Source organism: Actinomadura mexicana (genome assembly GCF_900188105.1).
GTDB lineage: Bacteria > Actinomycetota > Actinomycetes > Streptosporangiales > Streptosporangiaceae > Spirillospora > Spirillospora mexicana.
Map to the genome: position 1 here is coordinate 543,451 of NZ_FZNP01000001.1, position 18,190 is coordinate 561,640.

Consider the following 18,190-nt stretch of genomic DNA (forward strand, 5'->3'; position numbering starts at 1 on the left):
CCACCACCGGGCGGGCTGAGGGCCTACGCCGCACCGGCGCCTGCGGGAAGGGTCTCGCAGGCGCCGGCGGCGGGACGCTCGGTCAGCAGGTGCCGAGCATCGTGTTGAGCGCGCTCTTCTCCGCGCTGTCCACGGTCAGGCTGTAGTACCACTTCACCTGGATCCAGGCGCGGGCGTAGGTGCAGCGGAAGGAGGTGACCGACGGCTGCCACTCCGCCGGGTCCTTGTCGCTCTTCGCCTGGTTGACGTTGTCGGTGACGGCCCACAGCTCGGGGCCGCTGAGGTCGTTGGCGTACGTCTGGCGGCGGGAGGTCGTCCAGGACCAGGCGCCGGACGCCCACGCCTCGGCGAGCGGCACCATGTGGTCGATGTCCAGGTCGGACGCGAGCGTCCAGGTGGCGCCGTCGTAGGGCGAGTACCAGCGGCCGGACGTCGCGGCGCACGCGGAGTCGGTGGTGACGTTCGTGCCGTCCCGCTTCAGCACGGTCTCGCGGGTGTTGCACGTGCCGGAGATGGTGATCCAGTGCGGGAACAGGTCGCGGTCGTAGGTGCTCTGGTGCGATTCGGCGGCCACGGTGAGGGTGGCCAGACGGCTCGCGGCCGTGGCGGCGGACGGGATGTTGGGCGGTGTGGCGGACGCGGGCGCGGCGGCCGCACCGAGCAGTGCCGCGCTCAGTGCGGCGGGGAGCGCGAGCGTGAGGAGTCGTCGCATCGGACGCCTTTCCGCAGTCGTCCCCGGGCCGGGGCTGGGGCCCCGAGGGGGAGCGGGAACGACGGCACTGCGACGGTGACATTCTCGACAAATCCGAATAAACGTCACGCTTTGCCCATGCGCGGTACCGCGGTTGGTCGGAAGGTGCCGTCTGCCGCCGGACGAGAGCCGCTGAGCTGCGACGACGATGGAGATGCCGGTCCCGTGACGGCGGATGAAGAATCCGTGAACCCCGGCGCAGCGCGGGCAGGGCCCGGGCGGGGCAGGGGGGCCTGGCGCTGCTACACGGTGGCGAGGACGCTTTCGGCGTCGTCCCAGAGGCGGCGGGCGAGCGCGCCGTCGCGGGCCCTGGGCCTGAGCGGCCTCTCCTTGGCGAGGTGGAAGTACCGTCCGGTGCCGGCGGAGTCCACCAGGTCCACGACGGGCGGGGCGGCCCTGCCCACCGGCTTCAGCATCGGTCTGACGGCCCTCATGAGCAGGCCGAAGGGCCCGCCCCGTGTGGTGAGGTCCGTCCGCAGCACGCCCGGGTGCACCGCGTCGATCGTCACCCCGGCGTCCTTCCACCGCTCGGCGAACAGCGGGACCATCAGCAGGTTCGCCAGCTTGGTGTCGGCGTAGGTGCGCACGGGGTGGAAGTCCCGGCCCTCGGGCGTCCGGTCGGGGTCGACCCGGCCCGCGGCGTAGAGGGCGGCGCTGACCTGCACGACCCGGCGCAGCCGCTCCTCCAGCAGGCGGTTCAGCAGGAACGGCGCCAGGTGGTTGGTGAAGAACGCCTGCTCGAGACCGTCCTCGTTGGCCTCGCGCCGGTCGGGCCAGAGCGCCGCGTTGTGCACGAGCACGCTCGGCCCGGGGCCGGCCGCGGCGAGCGCCCCGGCCAGCTCACGGACCGTGCGGACGGACGACAGGTCGCCCACGACGAGGTCGGCGCCGACGTCCCGTGCCGCGGCGGCGCCCGCGTCCGGCCGCCGCGCCACGATCGTCACCCGGTGGCCGCGCCGGACGGCCTCCGCGGCGACCGCGCGCCCCACACCCCGGTTCCCACCGGTCACGACGACGCTCGAAGGATCGTCCATGGCGCGGCCTAGCGTGCCGCGCCGAAGCGGGCCCGGCCGCCCGAGATGACCGTCGTCCCGTCCACGGCCGCCTCGAAGAGGACCGCGTCACCGTCCCGCCAGGTGCCCACCTGGAGCGCGTCGCCGGGGAAGACGGGCGCGGCGAAGCGGCCTTCGAGCTCGGCCAGGTCGGCCGGGTGGGCGCCGAGGGACTCGGCGAGCGGGAGGGTGACGGCCGCGAGCGTGCACAGGCCGTGCATGATGGGGCGCGGCATCCCGGCCGCCTTCGCCGCCTCCGGGTCGATGTGCAGGTGGTGGCGGTCGCCGAGCAGCCGGTAGAGGGCCGCCTGGCCGGACGCCGTGCGGGCGGTCAGCACGCCGTCCGGGTCGGCCTCGGGGCGGCGGCGGGACGACGGGCCGCGCTCGCCGCCGAAACCACCGCCTCCCGGCGCGAACAGCGACCACGTCGCCTCGAAGTACTCGCTCTCGACCGCCACGTCGAAGACGGCCGCGGAGCCCTTGTCCCACACGTCGGCGACGCGGGCGCTCATCTCCACCGAGCCGGAACGCGGCAGCGGCTTCAGGACGCGGAGGCGCTGCGTCCCGTGGACGGCCGTCCGCACGTCGAACGCGCCCGCCGAGCCCAGGGCGTCCGGCGCCCACTGGGCGAGGGTCAGCACGAACGTCGGCAGGACCCGGAGCCTCTCCTCGAACACCAGGTCCAGGTCCGAGGCGCCCGCACCCACCGCCAGCGCGTAGAGGATGGGCCGCGTCTCGTCGTAGGTCACCGTGCGCGCGCCGAGCGCACGCCCCTGCCATTCGTGTGTCCCGTTCATTCGTCCGCCCCCAGGATCAGCCCGCTGGTCGGGACGCCGGTGCCGGCGGTGACCAGGACGTTGTGGACGTCGCCCGGCTGGTTCACCGAGGTGCCGCGGACGAGCCGGACGGCCTCGGCGATGCCGTTCATCCCGTGGATGTAGGCCTCGCCGAGCTGGCCGCCGTGGGTGTTGACCGGAAGCCGCCCGCCGAGCTCCAGGTTGCCGTCGGCGACGAAGTCCTTGCCCTCGCCCTTCGCGCAGAAGCCCAGCTCCTCCAGCTGCGGGAGGACGAGCGGCGTGAAGTGGTCGTAGAGGATCGCGGCCTGGACGTCGGCCGGGGTGAGGCGCGACTGGCCGTAGAGCTGCCGTCCGACCAGCCCCATCTCGGGAATGCCGGTGATCTCCGAGCGGTAGTAGCTGGTCATCATGTGCTGGTCGTTGCCGGAGCCCTGCGCCGCGCCCCAGATCACGGCGGGCCGGTGCGGGAGGTCGCGGGCGCGCTCGGCGGAGACGACGACGAGGGCCTGGCCGCCGTCGCTCTCCTGGCAGCAGTCCAGGAGGCGGAGCGGCTCGGCGATCCAGCGGGACGCCTGGTGGTCCTCCAGCGTGATCGGCCGCCCGTAGAACCACGCGGCCGGGTTCGCGGCGGCGTGCCTGCGGTCGACGACGGCGATGCGGCCGAAGTCCTCGCTGGTCGCGCCGTACTCGTGCATGTAGCGGCGGGCGAACATCGCGACCCACTGGGCGGGGGTCGAGAGGCCGAACGGGTTCATCCACGCGTACGCGGCGCTGTCGGCGCTGACGTCCATCGGGCGGTCGGCCTGCCCGAGGCCGTAGCGGGTGCCGGACCGCTCGTTGAACGCGCGGTAGCACACGACCACGTCGGCGACACCGGTCGCGACGGCCATCGCCGCCTGCTGGACGGTGCCGCAGGCCGCGCCGCCGCCGTACCCGATGCGCGAGAAGAACTTCAGCTCGCCGATGCCGAGGTTGCGCGCGATGTGGATCTCGGAGTTGGTGTCGGCGGTGAAGGTCACCATGCCGTCCACGTCGGACGGCTGGAGCCCCGCGTCCACGACGGCGGCGAGCACCGCCTCGCAGGCCAGCCGCAGCTCGCTGCGACCCGACTCCTTGGAGAACTCGGTGGCGCCGATCCCGGCGACCGCGGCCGCCCCTGGCAGCACGCTCATGCGCCGCTCCCCTGCGCTCGGCCGGCGGACGGTGCCACGGCGGACGGTGCCACGGCGGGCAGCTCGACCACGACGGTGCCGGTGACGTGCGGGCCGATCGCGTTGACGCCGCGCACCGCGATCTCGACCCGGCGGCCGGCGTCGTCCTTGGCGGCGACGGTGCCGGTCAGCACCATCGTGTCGCCCGGGTAGTTGGGCGCGCCCAGCCTGATCCTGATGGCCTTCACGACCGCGGCGGGCCCGGCCCAGCTCGTCACGTACCGGTCGACGAGCCCGTTGGTCGTCAGGATGTTCATGAAGACGTCCCTGGAGCCGCGCTCGACGGCGAGCGAAGGGTCGTGGTGGACGTCCTGGTAGTCGCGGCTCGCCAGCGCGGTCGCGACGATCATCGTGCGGGTCAGCGGGATGCTCAGCTCGGGGAGCTGCTCCCCCACCGCCACACCCTCGTAGCTCCTGCCCGCGGCGTCTCCGGTCACAGGGCGGCCCCCAGCAGCTCCAGGTCGAAGGACGCGCCGCCGAGCGTCCCGGAGATCTGCTTGCCCCACAGGAAGTGGCGGTGCACCGGGTAGTCGACGTCCACGCCGATGCCGCCGTGCAGGTGCTGGACGCGGTGGACGACGTTCAGCCCGCCCTCGTCCGACCACCACTTGGCGACGAGCACGGCGGTATCGGCGTCCTCCCCGGCGTCGACCAGCGAGAGGGCGTGCCAGAGGCAGACGCGCATCGCGTCGATCTCGATGTAGCAGTCTGCGAGCTGGTGCTGGGCGGCCTGGAAGGTGGCGAGCGGGCGGCCGAACTGCTCGCGGCCCGACAGGTAGTCGGCGGCCATGCGCAGCGCGCCCTCCGCGACGCCGACCTGGACGGCGGCCAGCGAGACGCGGGCCAGCCGCAGCGCCGTGTCCAGCGCGCCGCCGGGAAGGGCACGCGCCGGGGCGGCGTCGAGGGTCAGGTGCCCGGCGACGTCCCGGCTGGTGGTCTCGGCGCGCTCCCACGACGCCCCGGCGGCCGAGGTCTCCAGCAGGTACAGGCCGGGCCCCTCCGGCGACGCGGCCGAGACGAGGACGTGGCTCGCCCCGAAGGGCGTCGGAACGGCGGCCTTCGTGCCGGTCAGCAGCCAGTTCCCGCCGTCGCGGACGGCGGCGCAGCGCGGCGCGGCGGGGTCGGCGGCGCCGAACTCCTCCAGCGCGACGGTCGGCCGCGACGTCCCGTCCGCGAAGGCCGCGGGGACGTCCTCGCCGTGCGCGGCGAGCGTGAGCGCGGCGACGACGGCGGGCCAGACCGGGACGGGGGCGACGGTGCGGCCCTGCTCCTCCAGCAGGACGGCCAGGCCGGCGGCGCCGAGGCCCGCGCCGCCCGCCGGCTCGGGCAGCGCGACGCCGAGCAGCCCCGTCTCGCCCAGCTCGGCCCACAGGCCCTCGTCGTACCCGTGCCCGGACCCTTCGGCGTCCTTGATCCGCGCCTGCGTGGCGCGGTCGGTGAAGATCTGCCGGGCGAGGTCCCTGACCGCCGCCGGCTCTTCGCCAAGGGTGAAGTCCATCAGCGCTCCTTCGGTCCGGCCGGGCGGAACGCCGGCAGGGACAGGTCGGGGTCCGGGTCGATCCAGTCCAGGACGACGGGCATGCCGACCTCGACGTCCTGCGGCGCGACCCCGGTCATGTTCGCGATCAGCCGCGTCCCCTCGGCCAGCTCGATCACCGCGACGACCAGCGGGTAGTCGAACGCGGGGTGGCGCGGGTGGTGGTTGACGACGTAGCTGTGGACGTGGCCGTCGCCCGACGCCTGGACGGTGTCCCAGTCGAACGAGCCGCACTGCGGGCAGCACGGCCCCGGCGGGTGCCGCAGCGACTTGCAGTCGGCGCAGCGCTGGATGACGAGCCGGTGCTCGCGGGCCGCCTCGAACCAGAACGCGTTGTCCGGGTTGATCGCCGGGCGCGGGCGCAGCGCCTTCGGCTCCGTCTTCTCGGCGGGCTTCTCGGCGGGCTTCTCGGCGGGGCGGAACCTCAGGAGGCGCCACCGCTGCGTGGCGACGACCTCGCCCGCCCCGTCCCGGTACGTCTTGACCGTGCTGACGAAGCGTCCCGTGCCGAGCGCGGTCCTCTTCTCCGGGGAGATCGACTCGACGGTCTCCTCGACGCTGACGCGGTCGCCCGGCACCAGTTCCCGGTGGAACTCGAACTCCGAGTCGGTGGCGACGACGGAGGTGTAGCCGCCCTCGGCCAGCAGCTCGGTCAGCTCGTCCGGGCCCGCGGGGTCGGCGCGGACGGACGCGGCGTACCCGCGCATCGTCCACGCCTGCATCATCGACGCGGGCGCCACGACGCCGTCGCGGCCGGTGGCCCGCGCGGCCTCCTCGTCCAGGTAGACGGGGTTGCCGTCCGCCATCGCCTCGACCCAGTGCCGGATCATGGGGACGTTCACCGGGTCCTGCCCGGCCCGCCGCGCGCCGTAGGGCCGCCCGACCCACGCCCGCAGGCGCGCCTCGTACTCCTCGCCGCTCCCGCTCATGACCGCCTCGCCCTCGGCAGGCCCAGCCCCTGGACGGCGACCATGTCGCGCAGCACCTCGTTGACGCCGCCGCCGAAGGTGTTGACGATGCCCTGCCGCGACAGCTGCTCGATCTGCCCGTGCAGCACGGCCCCCGGCGACTCGGGGCGGATCCGGCCGGCGGCGCCGAGTACCCCGGTCAGCGTCCGCTGGACCTCGATGTGCGTCTCGGTCCCGTAGGTCTTGGCGGCGCCGGCCTGCGCGCCGGTCAGCGTTCCGGCCTCGACCGCCATCGTCATCTTCCAGTTCATCAGCCGCATCGCCTCCAGCCTGGCGTGCGTGCGGGCGAGGTCGGCCCGCACCCAGGGCAGGTCGATCACCCCGTTCTCGCGCGCCCAGTCGCGCACGTCCTCCCACAGCCTGATCATCCGGCCGCCGAGCGCGGCGAGCCCGACGCGCTCGTGGTTGAGCTGCGTGGTGATCAGGCTCCAGCCGCCGTCGACGTCCCCGACCACCGACGACGCGGGCACCGCGACGCCGTTGTAGTACGTGGCCGTCACGACCATCCCGCCGACCGTCGGGATCGGGCTCCAGGAGAACCCGTCGGCGTCGGTCGGGACGATCAGGATCGAGATGCCCTTGTGCTTCGGCGCGTCCGGGTTCGTGCGCGCCGCGAGCCAGATGTGGTCGGCGGTGTTGGCGCCGCTGGTGAAGACCTTGCCGCCGTCGACGACGAACCGGTCGCCGTCCCGGACGGCCCGGGTGCGCAGCGAGGCGAGGTCGGTCCCGGCCTCGGGCTCGGTGTAGCCGATCGCGAAGACGATGTCGCCGGACAGGATGCCCGGGAGGTACCTGCGCTTCTGCTCGTCGGTGCCGAACCGCATCAGCGTGGGGCCGACCGTGTTCACGGTGACGAACGGGAACGGCAGCCCGGCGCGCTGCACCTCGTCGAAGAAGACGTACTGCTCGGCGATCGACCTGCCCTGCCCGCCGTACTCCTCCGGCCAGCCGTAGCCGAGCCAGCCGTCGTTGCCGAGCATCTTGACGATCTCGCGGAACCGCTCGCCGCCCACGCCCTGCTCGCCGGCGCGGCGCCGCACGTCCTCGGGCAGCAGGCCCGCGAAGTACGCCCTCAGTTCCGCGCGCAACTCGCGATGCGCCTCGGACTCACGCAGATCCATACATGCCCTTTCTCGGTCAGGGGAGGAAGCGCCCGCGGCCCGCGGCGGTGAACTCCTCGCGGAGCGCGGCCTTGTCCGCCTCGGTCATCAGGACGTACTCCGGCGAGCCCCGGCCCGCCCACCGGAACACGGGGTCGGACGTGCGCCAGCCGTCGAGCTGGAGCTCCTTCTTCCTGAGCTTTCCCGACCCGGTCGTCGGCAGCGCGTGCGAGACGCGCACGAACCGGGGCGCGCCCTTGGTTCCGAGGTCGTCCTGGCGGGCCAGGAAGGCGGGCAGGTCCAGGTCCTCGAATTCGACGCCCTCGGGGATCTCGATCGCCGCCATCACCTGGTCGCCCGAGCGCGGGTCGGGCACGCCGAACGCGACCGCGTCCACGATTCTCGGGTGGCGGCGGACGACGTTCTGGGTGACCAGCGCGGAGATGTTCTCCGAGTCCACCCGGATCCAGTCGCCGGAGCGCCCGCCGAAGTACAGGAACCCGTCGCCGTCGACGTAGCCGAGGTCGCCCGTCCAGTACCAGCCGTGCCTGACCCGCTCGGCGTCGGCCTCCGGGTTCCGGTAGTAGCCCTCGAACCCGGCCGCGCCGTGCACGTCGACGATCTCCCCGACGGCGGCCTCGGCGTTGGTGACGCGGCCGTGCCCGTCCAGGTCGGCGGGCGCGCAGGTCTCGCGCGTCTCGGGGTTGACGATGCGGACGCCGTCGTGGGCGGGGCGCCCGAGCGCGCTCGGCGGCGCCTGCGGATCCCGCCTGATCATGCCGGCGCTCTCGCTGGACCCGTAGCCCTCGACCAGCCGCGCGCCGAAGCGGCGCAGGAACTCGGCCTTGTCCTCCGGGGACGCCTCCGTCCCGAACCCGTGCGTGAGCGTGTTGTCGCCGTCGTCCGGCCTCTCGGGGGTGGCGAGGACGTAGCCGATCGCCTTGCCGACGTAGGTGAAGAACGTCGCGCCGTAGTACCGGACATCCGGCAGGAACCCGGACGCGGAGAACCTCCTCGCGAGGACGACGGTCGCGCCGACCGCCAGCGACGGCGCCCACAGCGCCATCAGCGCGTTGCCGTGGAACAGCGGCATCGGGCAGTAGCTGACGTCCTCGCGCTTGACGTCGTACTTGGCGCTGTTGGCGCGGCCGAGCTCGGCGAGCCGGCCCTGCGAGCAGCGCGCCGCCTTCGACGCGCCGGTCGTCCCGGAGGTGAACAGCAGGAGCAGCTGGGTCTCCGGGGTGATCGACTCGTCGGGTTCGGGCTCGCAGGCGTGGGCCGCGACCAGCTCCGGGTAGCCGTCGTCGTCGACCAGCAGGAAGCGGTCGCGCGGGACGCCGATGTCGAGGCCGTCCAGCAGCTCCAGCCCGGCCCGGTCGGTGACGACGAGCTGGAGGTCGGTGTGCCGGACCTCCTGCTCCAGGTAGGCGCCGGTCCGGGTGGGGTTGATGCCGACGATCGTCGCGCCGCCCAGCGCCGCCGCCCCGAGCCACAGGACGTACTCCGGGACGTTCTCCAGGAGCACGCCGATGTGGAACGGGCTGTTCCGGGGGGAGCGGGGGGTCGCCCCCTCGCAAGAGACAGGGCTGTTCCGGGGGGAGCGGGGGGTCGCCCCCTCGCAAGAGACAGGGCTGTTCCGGCGCAGCCCGCGGGCCAGCGACGCGCGCGCCGCGCTCTCCCGGACGACCTCGTCCCACGACCAGGTCCGCTCGCGGCTGCGCAGGCCGGGCCGGGTGTCGCCCAGCCGGTCCAGCAGCATCGCCGCGATCGTCTCGTCACGCACGCGCGGCACCCCAGGCCGGCTCGGTGGACAGGACGCAGTGGGTGCCGCCGTAGATCGCGGTCATGCACTTGTTGCAGTGGATGCACAGCGACCCGGTCGCGGGGTCGTCCTGGATCCGGTTGATCAGGTCGGGCTCGCGCAGCAGGGCGCGGGCCATCGCGACGAACGGGAAGCCCTCCGCCATCGCGGTGTCCATGCCCGCCCTGTCGGTGACGCCGCCCAGCAGGATCATCGGCAGGCCCACCGCGGCGCGGATCTGCCGGGCGTCCTTGAGCAGGTAGAGGTCCTCGTAGGGGTAGGACTTCAGGAAGTGCTTGCCGATCAGCTTGATCCCGAGCCTGGTCGGCTGCTTCATCACGGCGGCGAACTCGTGCAGCGGCGCGTCGCCCTTGAACAGGTACATGGGATTGAGCAGGGAGCTGCCGGCGGTCATCTGGAGGGCGTCGACGGTGCCGTCGGCCTCCAGCCACCGCGCCACCTGGATGGCCTCGTCGATCCAGAAGCCGCCGGGCACGCCGTCGTCCATGTTGAGCTTGGCGGTGATCGCGATGCGGTCGCCGACGGCGTCGCGGACGGCGCGGCCGATGTCGCGCGCCAGCCGGGCGCGGTTCTCCAGCGAGCCGCCGTACTCGTCCCCGCGGTGGTTGACCTTGGGGCTGAGGAACGAGCTCGTCAGGTAGTTGTGCCCCATGTGGATCTCGACGGAGTCGAACCCCGCCTCGACCGCCATCCGGCCCGCGCGGCCGTGCGCCTCGACGACGCGCTCCAGGTCCGCGTGCGTGGCGGCCTTCGTGACGGTCTGCGTGGTCAGGTGGAAGCGGCGGCTGGGCGCGAGGGCGGGGAGCCCGTTGCTCTTGGGGTTGGCGACCGGACCGGCGTGCCCGATCTGCGCCTGGACGGCCGCTCCCTCCGCGTGCACGGCGTCGGTCAGCCTGCGGAGGCCGGGCATCGCCTCGTCCCGCCAGTGGATCTGCCTGCGGTCGGTGCGGCCCTCCGGCGCGACGGCGCAGTACGCGACCGTGGTCATCCCGACGCCGCCGCGCGCGTGCCGGACATGGAAGTCGATCAGCGCGTCGGTGACCTGGCCGTCCCTGGTCAGCCCCTCGTACGTCGCCGCCTTGATCGTGCGGTTCCGCAGCGTGACAGGGCCCAGCTTGGCCGGGGTGAACACGTCGGGCTTCCGGTCGTTCATGTGAGAGTCCTCCATCGGGACTAGACGTTAATCAGCGGGATGTCCGGGCACTCCGGACATCCCGCTGACCGGGAGCATCGAGCCGCTAGGCGTCCCCGCGCAGCGCGGCGGCGATCTGGTCGGCCTGGGACTGCTGCTCCACGAGCTGGCGCAGCAGCCACAGGCGCAGGACGCGGGTGACGGCGGCGGCCAGGTAGAGGGCCGCGCCGAGGACGGTCACCGCCAGGAACCCGACGGCGAGCGTCTGCAGCGAGCCCACGTCCCGCAGGTCGTCCTTGGTGAGGGAGACGTTGTAGGCGACGAAGGTCCCGGCGATGCCGGCGATCATGGCCAGGACGCCGGCGATCCGCACCGCCCCGTCGAAGCGGGACCGGTCGGTCCTGAGCCGCTGCCGCGCGACGTCGTCCTTGAACTTCTGGCGCCGTTCCTCAGCGCGCATGGTGGGTCAACCTCCCAGGTAGTCGCTGGACAGCCGGTCTTCGATCTCGGCGGGCGGGCCGGCCGCGGAGGTGAAGCCGCGGTCGTCGCCGAACCCGATCGCGATCTGGTCGTCGGTGACGCCCTGGTCGGTCCTGCCCTTGGCGTCGCCCGGGCCGCACGGGGACGGCAGCGTCCCGAACGCCTTGGCGCCCGCGCCCGCGCTCGCGCCGCCGCCTGGACCGTTCCCGGCGGCCGTCCCGTCGGTGCCCGAGCGGTCTCATGCACAGGACGTCGTCACGAGCGCGACCGCAAGGGCTCCCGCCGCGAGGCGTCCGATCTTGTCGACCTTCATGCGGACGTACTCCTTTCACCGGCGCGCGCGCACGCGGCCGATGGCATGGGGTGGTGAGGTGATGTCAGGCGGGGGGCGTGGTCTGTGTCGCCGCGGGTTCAGCCGAAGTGGGCCTGGCCTCCGTCGAGCGGGATGGTGGCTCCGGTGAGGTAGCGCATGGCGGGCTGGACGAGCGCCACCACGGCCCTGCCGATGTCGTCTTCGCAGTCGCCGATGTAGCCGAGGGGGATCGTCCTGCGGAACTCCTCGGCCTCCTCGGGGTTCGTCTCCGCCCACCACTTCAGGCCGGGCGACAGGGCGTGCGGGGCGATGCTGTTGGCGCGGATCCCGTCCGGCCCCCACTCGGCGGCGGCCGTGCGGGTCAGCGACCGGAGCGCCTGCTTGGCGGCCGCGTAGGCGCCGAAGGTGGCGGGGTCCCAGCGGACCATGGCGGAGGTGACGAGGTTGACGATGCTGCCGCCGCCGCGGGCCTTCATGTGCGGGTGGCACGCCTTCATGAACGCGAACGCGGCGAACGGGCCGGTCGTGAACCCCTTCCGGAACGCGCGGTCGCTCATCTCCAGGAGCGGGCCGTAGGCGCCGGAGTAGGCGTTGTTGACGAGGATGTCGACGCCGCCGAACGTCTCGGCGACCCCCTCGACCACCGCGGGGACCGCCTCGGTGTCGGCGACGTCGCACACGAACGCGCCGGCCTCGGCGCCGCGCGCCCGGACCAGCTCGCACGTCGCGTCGAGTTTGGCCCGCGTCCTGCCGAGCACGGCGATCGCCGCGCCCTCCGACGCCAGCGCGAGCGCGATGCCCTGCCCGACGCCCTGTCCCGCTCCGGTCACGATCGCGGCCTTGCCGCTGAGGCTTCCCATGAAACGACTCCGCTCAGTCCTGCTTCGCGCCCAGCCCGGTCCCCTGCGCCGCACGCGGCGGGGGCCGGACTGAATCAGTCCTGGTGAGGGCCCATGGTGATGTGATGGGGACCACGCGAAGGGACCAGTCCCGCTCACCGGGAACCACCGCGACCGGAAGTGCGGGCGGCGGTCCCGCTGAGCGGAATGCCCTGGTGAAGCCCGTGGTGGGGCGGCCGACAATGAGCGCGTCCGGCGAGGAGGAGGGGTCCCGATGGAGATCGTCAGGAAGCTGACAGGTCCCGGTGGCGAGTTCGAACTGCGGGAGGAGGACGTGCTCGGCGCCCGGATCCCGGTGTTCGCGAACCGCGCCCGCAGCCTCGGCGAGGTGCTCGCCCGCTCGGCGTCCCACGGCGACCGCGACTACATCGTCACCGCGGACCGGCGGCTGAGCTTCGCCGAGCACGCCACCGCCGTCGCCTCCATGGCGAAGGCGCTGCGGGACGACCTCGGGGTGCGCCCCGGGGACCGCATCGCGATCGACGCCGCCAACAGCCCCGAGTGGATCATCTCGTTCTGGGCGGCGATCGCCGCCGGGGCCGTCGCGGTCGGCTACAACGCCTGGTGGGCGCCCCGCGAGATCGAGTACGCCCTCGGGCACACCGACCCCAAGGTCGTCATCGCCGACGAGAAGCGGGCGGCGCTGATCTCCGAGGACGTGCTGACGGTGGAGCGGGACGTCCCGTCGCTGACGCGCCGCTACGGCGGCGCCGTCCTGGAGCCGCCGCGGGTCGCCGAGGACGACCCGGCGGTCATCCTCTACACCAGCGGCACGTCGGGCCGGCCCAAGGGGGCCGTCCACTCGCACCGGAACCTGACCTCGGTGATCGAGTACCACCGCTTCAACGACGCCCTGATGCGCGCCTTCGGCGACCCGGTGGACCCCGCGTCCCGCCGCTACCTGCTGGCGCTGCCGCTGTTCCACATCGCGTGCCTGCACAACCTCGCCGTGCCCCGGCTCGCCACCGGCACCGCGGTGATCATGCACGAGGGCGGCTTCGACGTGGACAAGGTGCTCGGCCTCATCGAGCGCGAGCGCGTGACGAACTGGGGCGCCGTCCCCACCATGGCGCACCGGATGATCGAGCACGACGACCTGGCGAAGTACGACGTCTCCTCGCTCACGGCGTTCTCGCTGGCCACCGCGCCGTCCTCACCGGCGTTCAAGGAGCGGCTGCGCGCGGTGTTCCCGCCCGCGAAGGGCGGCCTGGTCGACAGCTACGGCCTCACCGAGTCGTGCACCGGCGTGTCCACCGCCACCCCCGCCGACCTGGCGGAGGCGCCCGGGACGCTCGGCCGCCCGTCGGTCGGGGTGCAGCTGGAGATCCGCGACCCCGGCGACCGGCCGCTCCCCGACGGCGTCGAGGGCGAGGTCTGCGTCCGCAGCGCCTACAACATGGTCGGCTACTGGCGCGACCCCGAGGCCACCGCCCGCGCGTTCGACGCCGACCGCTGGCTGCACACCGGCGACATCGGCATGGTCGAGCAGGGCCGGCTGCGGCTCACCACCCGCCGCTCCGACCTGATCATCCGCGGCGGCGAGAACGTCTACCCGGCGGAGATCGAGAACGTCCTCGCCGAGTACCCGGGGCTGCGCGAGTGCATCGTCCTCGGCGTCCCGCACCCCGACCTCGGCCAGGAGGTCGCGGCGGTCGCCGTCTTCGCCGACGCCCCGCCCTCCGCCGAGGAACTGACCGACTTCGCCCGGGAGCGCCTCGCCTACTTCAAGGTCCCGTCGCGCTGGCACCTCACCACCGACCCCCTCCCCCGCAACGCGACCGGAAAGGTGCTCCGCAAACAGGTCGAGACCGAAGTCCTCTGACCCGCCCGCGCTTGCGGCGACAGCGGAGACACGCCGCGGGACGAGTCGCGGCGAGGCGTTCGGCCGGCCGCCGCCTGGACGGGGGCGGGACGCCCGAGCCGGTCGGCCTGGAAGTCCTCCCGGGTGCGAACGCCCCGGTCGGTCCCTTCGATGGAGAGGTTGTCGCCGGCGCGGTACGCGCGCCCGGCCTCCCCGGGGATGCGGGTCCTGAGCCGGGCCACCGGCACGCTGTCGGCACCGATGACCGAGATGAGCACCAGGTGCCTCACCCCCGCGCGCGAGGCGGCGCGGACCATGTTCCGCGCGACCACGTCATCGCCCTTGCTGCCGCCCGCGAGGTGCATCACGGTCTCGACGCCGTCCAGCGCGGCGTCGATCCCCTCGTTCCTGGACAGGTCGCCGGTCACGTACTCGACGCCGTCGGCGGGCTCCCGCCTGCTGCGGCTGAGCACCCGCACGTCCTGCCCGGCCTCCCGCAGCCGCGGCACGACCTGCCGCCCGAGCGTGCCCGTCCCACCGGTGACCAGGATGGCTGATGCCATGACTCCTCCAAGCGAATCCGCTGTACTCGCTCATCACGACTGCGCCGGCTCCGGAAAGGTGACTTCGCCGCGGAATGCCGGTGCTCCCCCACCCGATCGGCCGCCGCTGACGTCCCGCCTACCGGCGCCAAGCGCCGATCACATCGTCGGGGCTCCAGCTCAGGGCGACATCACCGGTGATTTCCGTGCCGGAAAGGGACACCACGACGAGACCCGCGGTCGCCGGGTCCAGGCCGGGAACCTCGGCGGCGGCGCGGCGGAGGTCCGCCAGATCGCGGTCGTCGAACGGACCGCTGAGCCATTTGACCGAGCCGGCGAAGTGGATCCGGTCCGCCACGGGGGCGCGGTCGGCGCCGACGAGGTCGACCTCCGGGTCGAAGCGGCGGTTCCACCAGCCGCCGACCGCGCCGACGTCCGGCCAGGGCAGGTCCGACAGCTCCAGGGCCTGCCGGACGAGCGGTTCCACGGCCCGGCCCCGCCAGGACGTCCAGCGGCGTTCGATCAGCCGGAAGCCCGCTTCCGGGCGTCCCCGGCGGGCCTGCTCGTGGGCCGACCGGAGGACCGCCAGGTAGAGGCGCATGTTGCTGTCGGCGATCCGGTACAGAGCGGGCTTGCCGGACTTCGTGGAGAGGGGCCGGTCCTCGACGAGGACGTGCTTCTCCCCGGTCAGCCGGCGCAGGAGAGGCGACAGGGTCCCGGACGGGAGCGCCTCGCCTCGGCCACCGGCCGCCGCGGCGATGTTGGCGTGTGTCCGGTCACCGGAGCCGACGGCCTCCAGCACGCGCCGCGCCGTGTCGGGGTTGGGGAACTCCGCCAGGAGGGACGCCTCCGGCACGCCGAACAGGGCCGCGGCCGGGTCGGCGCACTCGTCCCGCATGAAGTCCAGTGCGGGCGTGGCGTGGGGCCAGGTGCGGATGATGCCCGGCAGCCCTCCGGAGACCAGGTGCGCGTCGATGGCGTCGGCGGCGCCGAGGCCGAGCGCCTGGCCCAGGTCGGCCGGATTCAGCGGACCGAGCACCAGGTTGTCGGCCCGCCCGTAGAACGGGCGGTCGTACGCGGTGAGGCGCTCCATCATGTGCAGGTCGCTGCCCAGGAGCAGGAGCAGGACGGGCTTGGACGACAGCAGCCGGTCCCACGCGGTCTGCAGTGCGCCGTCGAACACGGGGTCCTGCTCGGCGAGCCACGGCAGTTGGTCCAGCACGACGATGGACGGCGTGTCCGGCAGCGTTGCCGCCAGGACCCTGAACGCGTCGGGCCAGTTGCCGCCGTCCAGCCGGGGGACGAGGTCGGGCTCGCTCGGCAGGGCCGATTCCCTGAGGTCGCGCGCGAACGAGGCCACCGCCTCGACGGGCGATGCCCCCTTCGTGGCGGCCGAGAACAGGTACGGCACCCCGGCCCGGTCACAGAACTCCTGGACGAGCCGCGACTTGCCGACCTGGCGGCGACCGCGCAGGGCGACCGCCGTCCCCGCCCCCGTGGCCGCGACCCGCTCCAGCCGCTTCCCCAGCAGCGCCAGCTCGGCCCTCCTGCCGATGAACACCCGACCCCCAAGGAGGTAGCTCAAATCTATGTAGATAAAGTCTACATAGATTCAATCTACGTGACCTCCCCCGGCATTGCCGCCCACCACAGGCGTGACCGCCTCCGGTGGGACGCGGCGAACTGTCGGCGGCTCCTGGTTGGCTTCCGCCATGACCGACGAGCGATTCTGGGACGTGATCGAGGCCGCGTGGGCGCCCTTGGGGGCCGAGGTCGGCGCGGCACGGCGGGCCCTCACCACCCGGGACCCGTCCACGGACGCCTGGGAGATGACCGAGGTCTCTGTGGTCACCAAGGCCCTGGACGCGTTCCTCGGCAACCTCGCCGCCGCCGCCCGCGACCTGACCGCCGACGAGCTGACCGGCCTCGACCGGTCGTGCGAGCGCCTGCTCCACGAGATCGACCGGGCCGACGTCCACGCGGTGACGGACGGCTCCGACGACGGCTTCCTCTACGCGCGCGGCTTCATCGTCGCCCTTGGCCGCGACTTCTACACGGCGGTGGCCGCGAACCCCCTCATCGCCGTCCCGGACGCCGACTGCGAGTCGATGTGTTACTTCTTCTCCCACGTCCACCACAAGCGTTTCGGGACATTCCCGGACACCGGCTCGAGCATCTCCCGCGAGAGCTGCACGAACCATGACGGCTGGCCGGACTGAGGGCCGCCCCCTCGGTGTGGTTGAGTCGCCCCGTGCGACTCACCTTGATCGCGGCCCTCGCCGTCACCGCCCTGACCGCCGCCGGCTGCACCGGCGCCGCGGCCGAGGCGGACGCCGTGGACGACGCCCGCGACAAGGCCGAGCAGGTGAGCAACTCCATGTACGGCACCCGGCTGACCAAGGCGAGCGACATCGGCCATCACGTCGCTGACCTCACGGGCGTCAAGGTTCTAAAGGTGTCCGGCACCGGCACCGGCGACCCGGGCGGCGTCCGGGTGATCGTGCGGGTCTCCGGTATCGCGCAACGAAGCGAGGGGCTGTTCCAGGGACCCGGGCAGGTCACTGCGGACCGCTGCTTCGAGCTGGCCTTCGACGGCAGGCCCGGCGAGTGGGACAACCTCCCGCCGCCCGCTCCGTGTCCCGACGGCGCTCCCCCGACGTTCGCCCCATGGCCCGAGGCACCGCCGCTTTCGGCTGCGCGGGTCGAGCGGGCTCTCCCCAAGGTGAACGCGCTTCCCTCGGGCCGGGGCGTGGAGGAGAGGGACGTCCGCGCCGCGCTGGCGAAGCTCGGCCTTCACCCCGCGATCAGGATCGAGACCGAGTCCCAATCCGACTTCGCCGTAGGCGTGGCCCTGATCAGCGGCTCCGCCCCCACGGGCAAACCGCGCTGCGTCCTCGCCAGGGTCGCCCCGGGCAAGACGCTGGCATGGGTTCCGTCCGAGACCGAGGCCAGGAAGGGCTGTAAGGCCCACACCGCCCTGGGGACCGGCCGTTAGCGCGACCCGCGTTCCATGCTGAGAATCAGCCGGAACCCAGAATGTCGAAGCCGTCGCCGGCGACGGCGACGGCCTGGTCGTCGCTGATGGAGATCACGCGCCACGTCCGGCCGGGCTCGCGAGCCAGCCGATCGTGCCGCGCGGCCCGCCCTCGGTTCCGGTGCGGCAGCACGACGAACGAGGCCAGGCCGAGCCCGGCGGTGGAGTCGACGGTTCCGGGATCGTCCGCGGCTTGCAGCGGCCGCAGATCCGGCCCGGCGAGAGCGGCCCCGGCCGAGATCCCCACGTAGGCCAGGGACCCGTCGGCGACGGCGGACGCGGCAAGGCGATCGAACCCGCTGCGACGAACATGCTCCAGCAGGAAGATGGGATACCCGCCGGTGACGAACACGACCTGGGCCCCGTCCAGCACGCGCCGGACGTCGTCACCTGAGGCGCCTTCGAGATCAAGGACGTCCACCGCCAGCCCCTCGGCGGCGAGCAGGTCAGCGGCGGCACGGACGAACGGGGCGGACGGCAGCGGATTCGCCGCAGTGGGGACGAGCACCGCCCGACGCGCCGCAAACGGCAGCGCCCCCAGCCACCCGGGCAACGCCCCCAGCCCAGCCGACCCCAGAAACAACCGCGCCTCCGTCACGTTCTGACTTTCCCACCCTCCCGCACGCGGCCGAGCCTCGGCCAATTCCTGGCCGAGACGTCGAGGCGGCGGCCGAGCCGGTCGACCTGCTCCTCAAGCACCGCATGTTCCCCTGGTGGCCCCGCAGCCAACACGCATCTCCAGAGGTGCAGG

At 73.2% G+C, this 18,190-nt stretch carries 18 protein-coding genes; 3 read left to right on the plus strand and 15 right to left on the minus strand.

Features of this window, described 5'->3' with window-relative positions; genetic code table 11:
* Nucleotides 1–82: 82 nt before the first annotated feature.
* From CHC11_RS02270 to CHC11_RS02325, 12 genes are all read right to left on the minus strand, one after another.
* The gene (locus CHC11_RS02270) at nt 83–712 is read right to left on the minus strand and encodes a GmrSD restriction endonuclease domain-containing protein (protein ID WP_089309861.1); all 630 of its coding nucleotides are present in this window, start codon (nt 710–712) and stop codon (nt 83–85) included.
* A gap of 281 nt (nt 713–993) precedes the next feature.
* Nucleotides 994–1,785 carry an SDR family NAD(P)-dependent oxidoreductase gene (locus tag CHC11_RS02275; protein WP_089309862.1) on the minus strand — a complete coding sequence of 264 codons (792 nt, stop codon included), beginning with the start codon at nt 1,783–1,785 and terminating at the stop codon, nt 994–996.
* A gap of 8 nt (nt 1,786–1,793) precedes the next feature.
* Nucleotides 1,794–2,600: a MaoC/PaaZ C-terminal domain-containing protein gene (locus tag CHC11_RS02280; protein ID WP_089309863.1), complete on the minus strand. Its 807-nt coding sequence runs from the start codon at nt 2,598–2,600 to the stop codon at nt 1,794–1,796.
* Entirely contained in the window at nt 2,597–3,772 is a 1,176-nt protein-coding gene (locus CHC11_RS02285) for a lipid-transfer protein (protein ID WP_089309864.1), read from the minus strand. Before CHC11_RS02285 ends, CHC11_RS02280 begins: the two co-directional genes overlap by 4 nt.
* Complete coding sequence (locus tag CHC11_RS02290) at nt 3,769–4,248, minus strand: MaoC family dehydratase (RefSeq protein ID WP_089309865.1); 480 nt, start codon at nt 4,246–4,248, stop codon at nt 3,769–3,771. The genes CHC11_RS02285 and CHC11_RS02290 overlap by 4 nt, the downstream gene beginning before the upstream one ends.
* Nucleotides 4,245–5,309, minus strand: coding sequence for an acyl-CoA dehydrogenase family protein (locus CHC11_RS02295; protein ID WP_089309866.1), 1,065 nt, complete (start codon nt 5,307–5,309; stop codon nt 4,245–4,247). The genes CHC11_RS02290 and CHC11_RS02295 overlap by 4 nt, the downstream gene beginning before the upstream one ends.
* Nucleotides 5,309–6,277, minus strand: coding sequence for a bifunctional MaoC family dehydratase N-terminal/OB-fold nucleic acid binding domain-containing protein (locus CHC11_RS02300; protein WP_089309867.1), 969 nt, complete (start codon nt 6,275–6,277; stop codon nt 5,309–5,311). Before CHC11_RS02300 ends, CHC11_RS02295 begins: the two co-directional genes overlap by 1 nt.
* Nucleotides 6,274–7,437: an acyl-CoA dehydrogenase family protein gene (locus CHC11_RS02305; RefSeq protein WP_089309868.1), complete on the minus strand. Its 1,164-nt coding sequence runs from the start codon at nt 7,435–7,437 to the stop codon at nt 6,274–6,276. The genes CHC11_RS02300 and CHC11_RS02305 overlap by 4 nt, the downstream gene beginning before the upstream one ends.
* Nucleotides 7,438–7,453: 16 nt before the next feature.
* Nucleotides 7,454–9,199 carry a steroid-22-oyl-CoA synthetase gene (casI, locus tag CHC11_RS02310; protein ID WP_089310276.1) on the minus strand — a complete coding sequence of 582 codons (1,746 nt, stop codon included), beginning with the start codon at nt 9,197–9,199 and terminating at the stop codon, nt 7,454–7,456.
* Entirely contained in the window at nt 9,192–10,391 is a 1,200-nt protein-coding gene (locus CHC11_RS02315; RefSeq protein ID WP_179278645.1) for an NADH:flavin oxidoreductase, read from the minus strand. Before CHC11_RS02315 ends, casI begins: the two co-directional genes overlap by 8 nt.
* 85 nt (nt 10,392–10,476) lie before the next feature.
* Nucleotides 10,477–10,830 carry a hypothetical protein gene (locus CHC11_RS02320; protein ID WP_089309870.1) on the minus strand — a complete coding sequence of 118 codons (354 nt, stop codon included), beginning with the start codon at nt 10,828–10,830 and terminating at the stop codon, nt 10,477–10,479.
* 431 nt (nt 10,831–11,261) lie between these two features.
* A complete protein-coding gene (locus tag CHC11_RS02325; protein WP_089309871.1) occupies nt 11,262–12,023 on the minus strand; it encodes an SDR family NAD(P)-dependent oxidoreductase in 762 nt (253 codons plus the stop codon).
* Nucleotides 12,024–12,276: 253 nt separating this feature from the next.
* Between CHC11_RS02325 and casG the strand changes: the two genes are divergently transcribed.
* On the plus strand, nt 12,277–13,884 hold the full coding sequence (gene casG / locus CHC11_RS02330; protein WP_089309872.1) for a steroid-24-oyl-CoA synthetase: 1,608 nt from the start codon (nt 12,277–12,279) through the stop codon (nt 13,882–13,884).
* Here casG and CHC11_RS02335 read toward each other — a convergent pair.
* On the minus strand, nt 13,782–14,426 hold the full coding sequence (locus tag CHC11_RS02335; RefSeq protein WP_089309873.1) for an SDR family oxidoreductase: 645 nt from the start codon (nt 14,424–14,426) through the stop codon (nt 13,782–13,784). The genes casG and CHC11_RS02335 overlap by 103 nt on opposite strands.
* 118 nt (nt 14,427–14,544) lie before the next feature.
* Nucleotides 14,545–15,966, minus strand: coding sequence for an AAA family ATPase (locus CHC11_RS02340; protein ID WP_089309874.1), 1,422 nt, complete (start codon nt 15,964–15,966; stop codon nt 14,545–14,547).
* Nucleotides 15,967–16,117: 151 nt separating this feature from the next.
* On the opposite strand from CHC11_RS02340, the gene CHC11_RS02345 reads away from it, so the two are divergent.
* Together CHC11_RS02345 and CHC11_RS02350 are read left to right on the plus strand one after the other, a co-directional pair.
* The gene (locus CHC11_RS02345) at nt 16,118–16,624 is read left to right on the plus strand and encodes a DUF4240 domain-containing protein (protein ID WP_089309875.1); all 507 of its coding nucleotides are present in this window, start codon (nt 16,118–16,120) and stop codon (nt 16,622–16,624) included.
* A 32-nt stretch (nt 16,625–16,656) separates the two neighbouring features.
* Nucleotides 16,657–17,400 (plus strand): hypothetical protein, encoded by a 744-nt coding sequence (locus CHC11_RS02350; RefSeq protein WP_089309876.1) that lies wholly within the window; start codon nt 16,657–16,659, stop codon nt 17,398–17,400.
* Between the two features lie 25 nt (nt 17,401–17,425).
* On the opposite strand, the gene CHC11_RS02355 is transcribed toward CHC11_RS02350, so the two are convergent.
* Nucleotides 17,426–17,947, minus strand: coding sequence for a Type 1 glutamine amidotransferase-like domain-containing protein (locus CHC11_RS02355; RefSeq protein WP_179278646.1), 522 nt, complete (start codon nt 17,945–17,947; stop codon nt 17,426–17,428).
* Nucleotides 17,948–18,190: the final 243 nt, after the last annotated feature.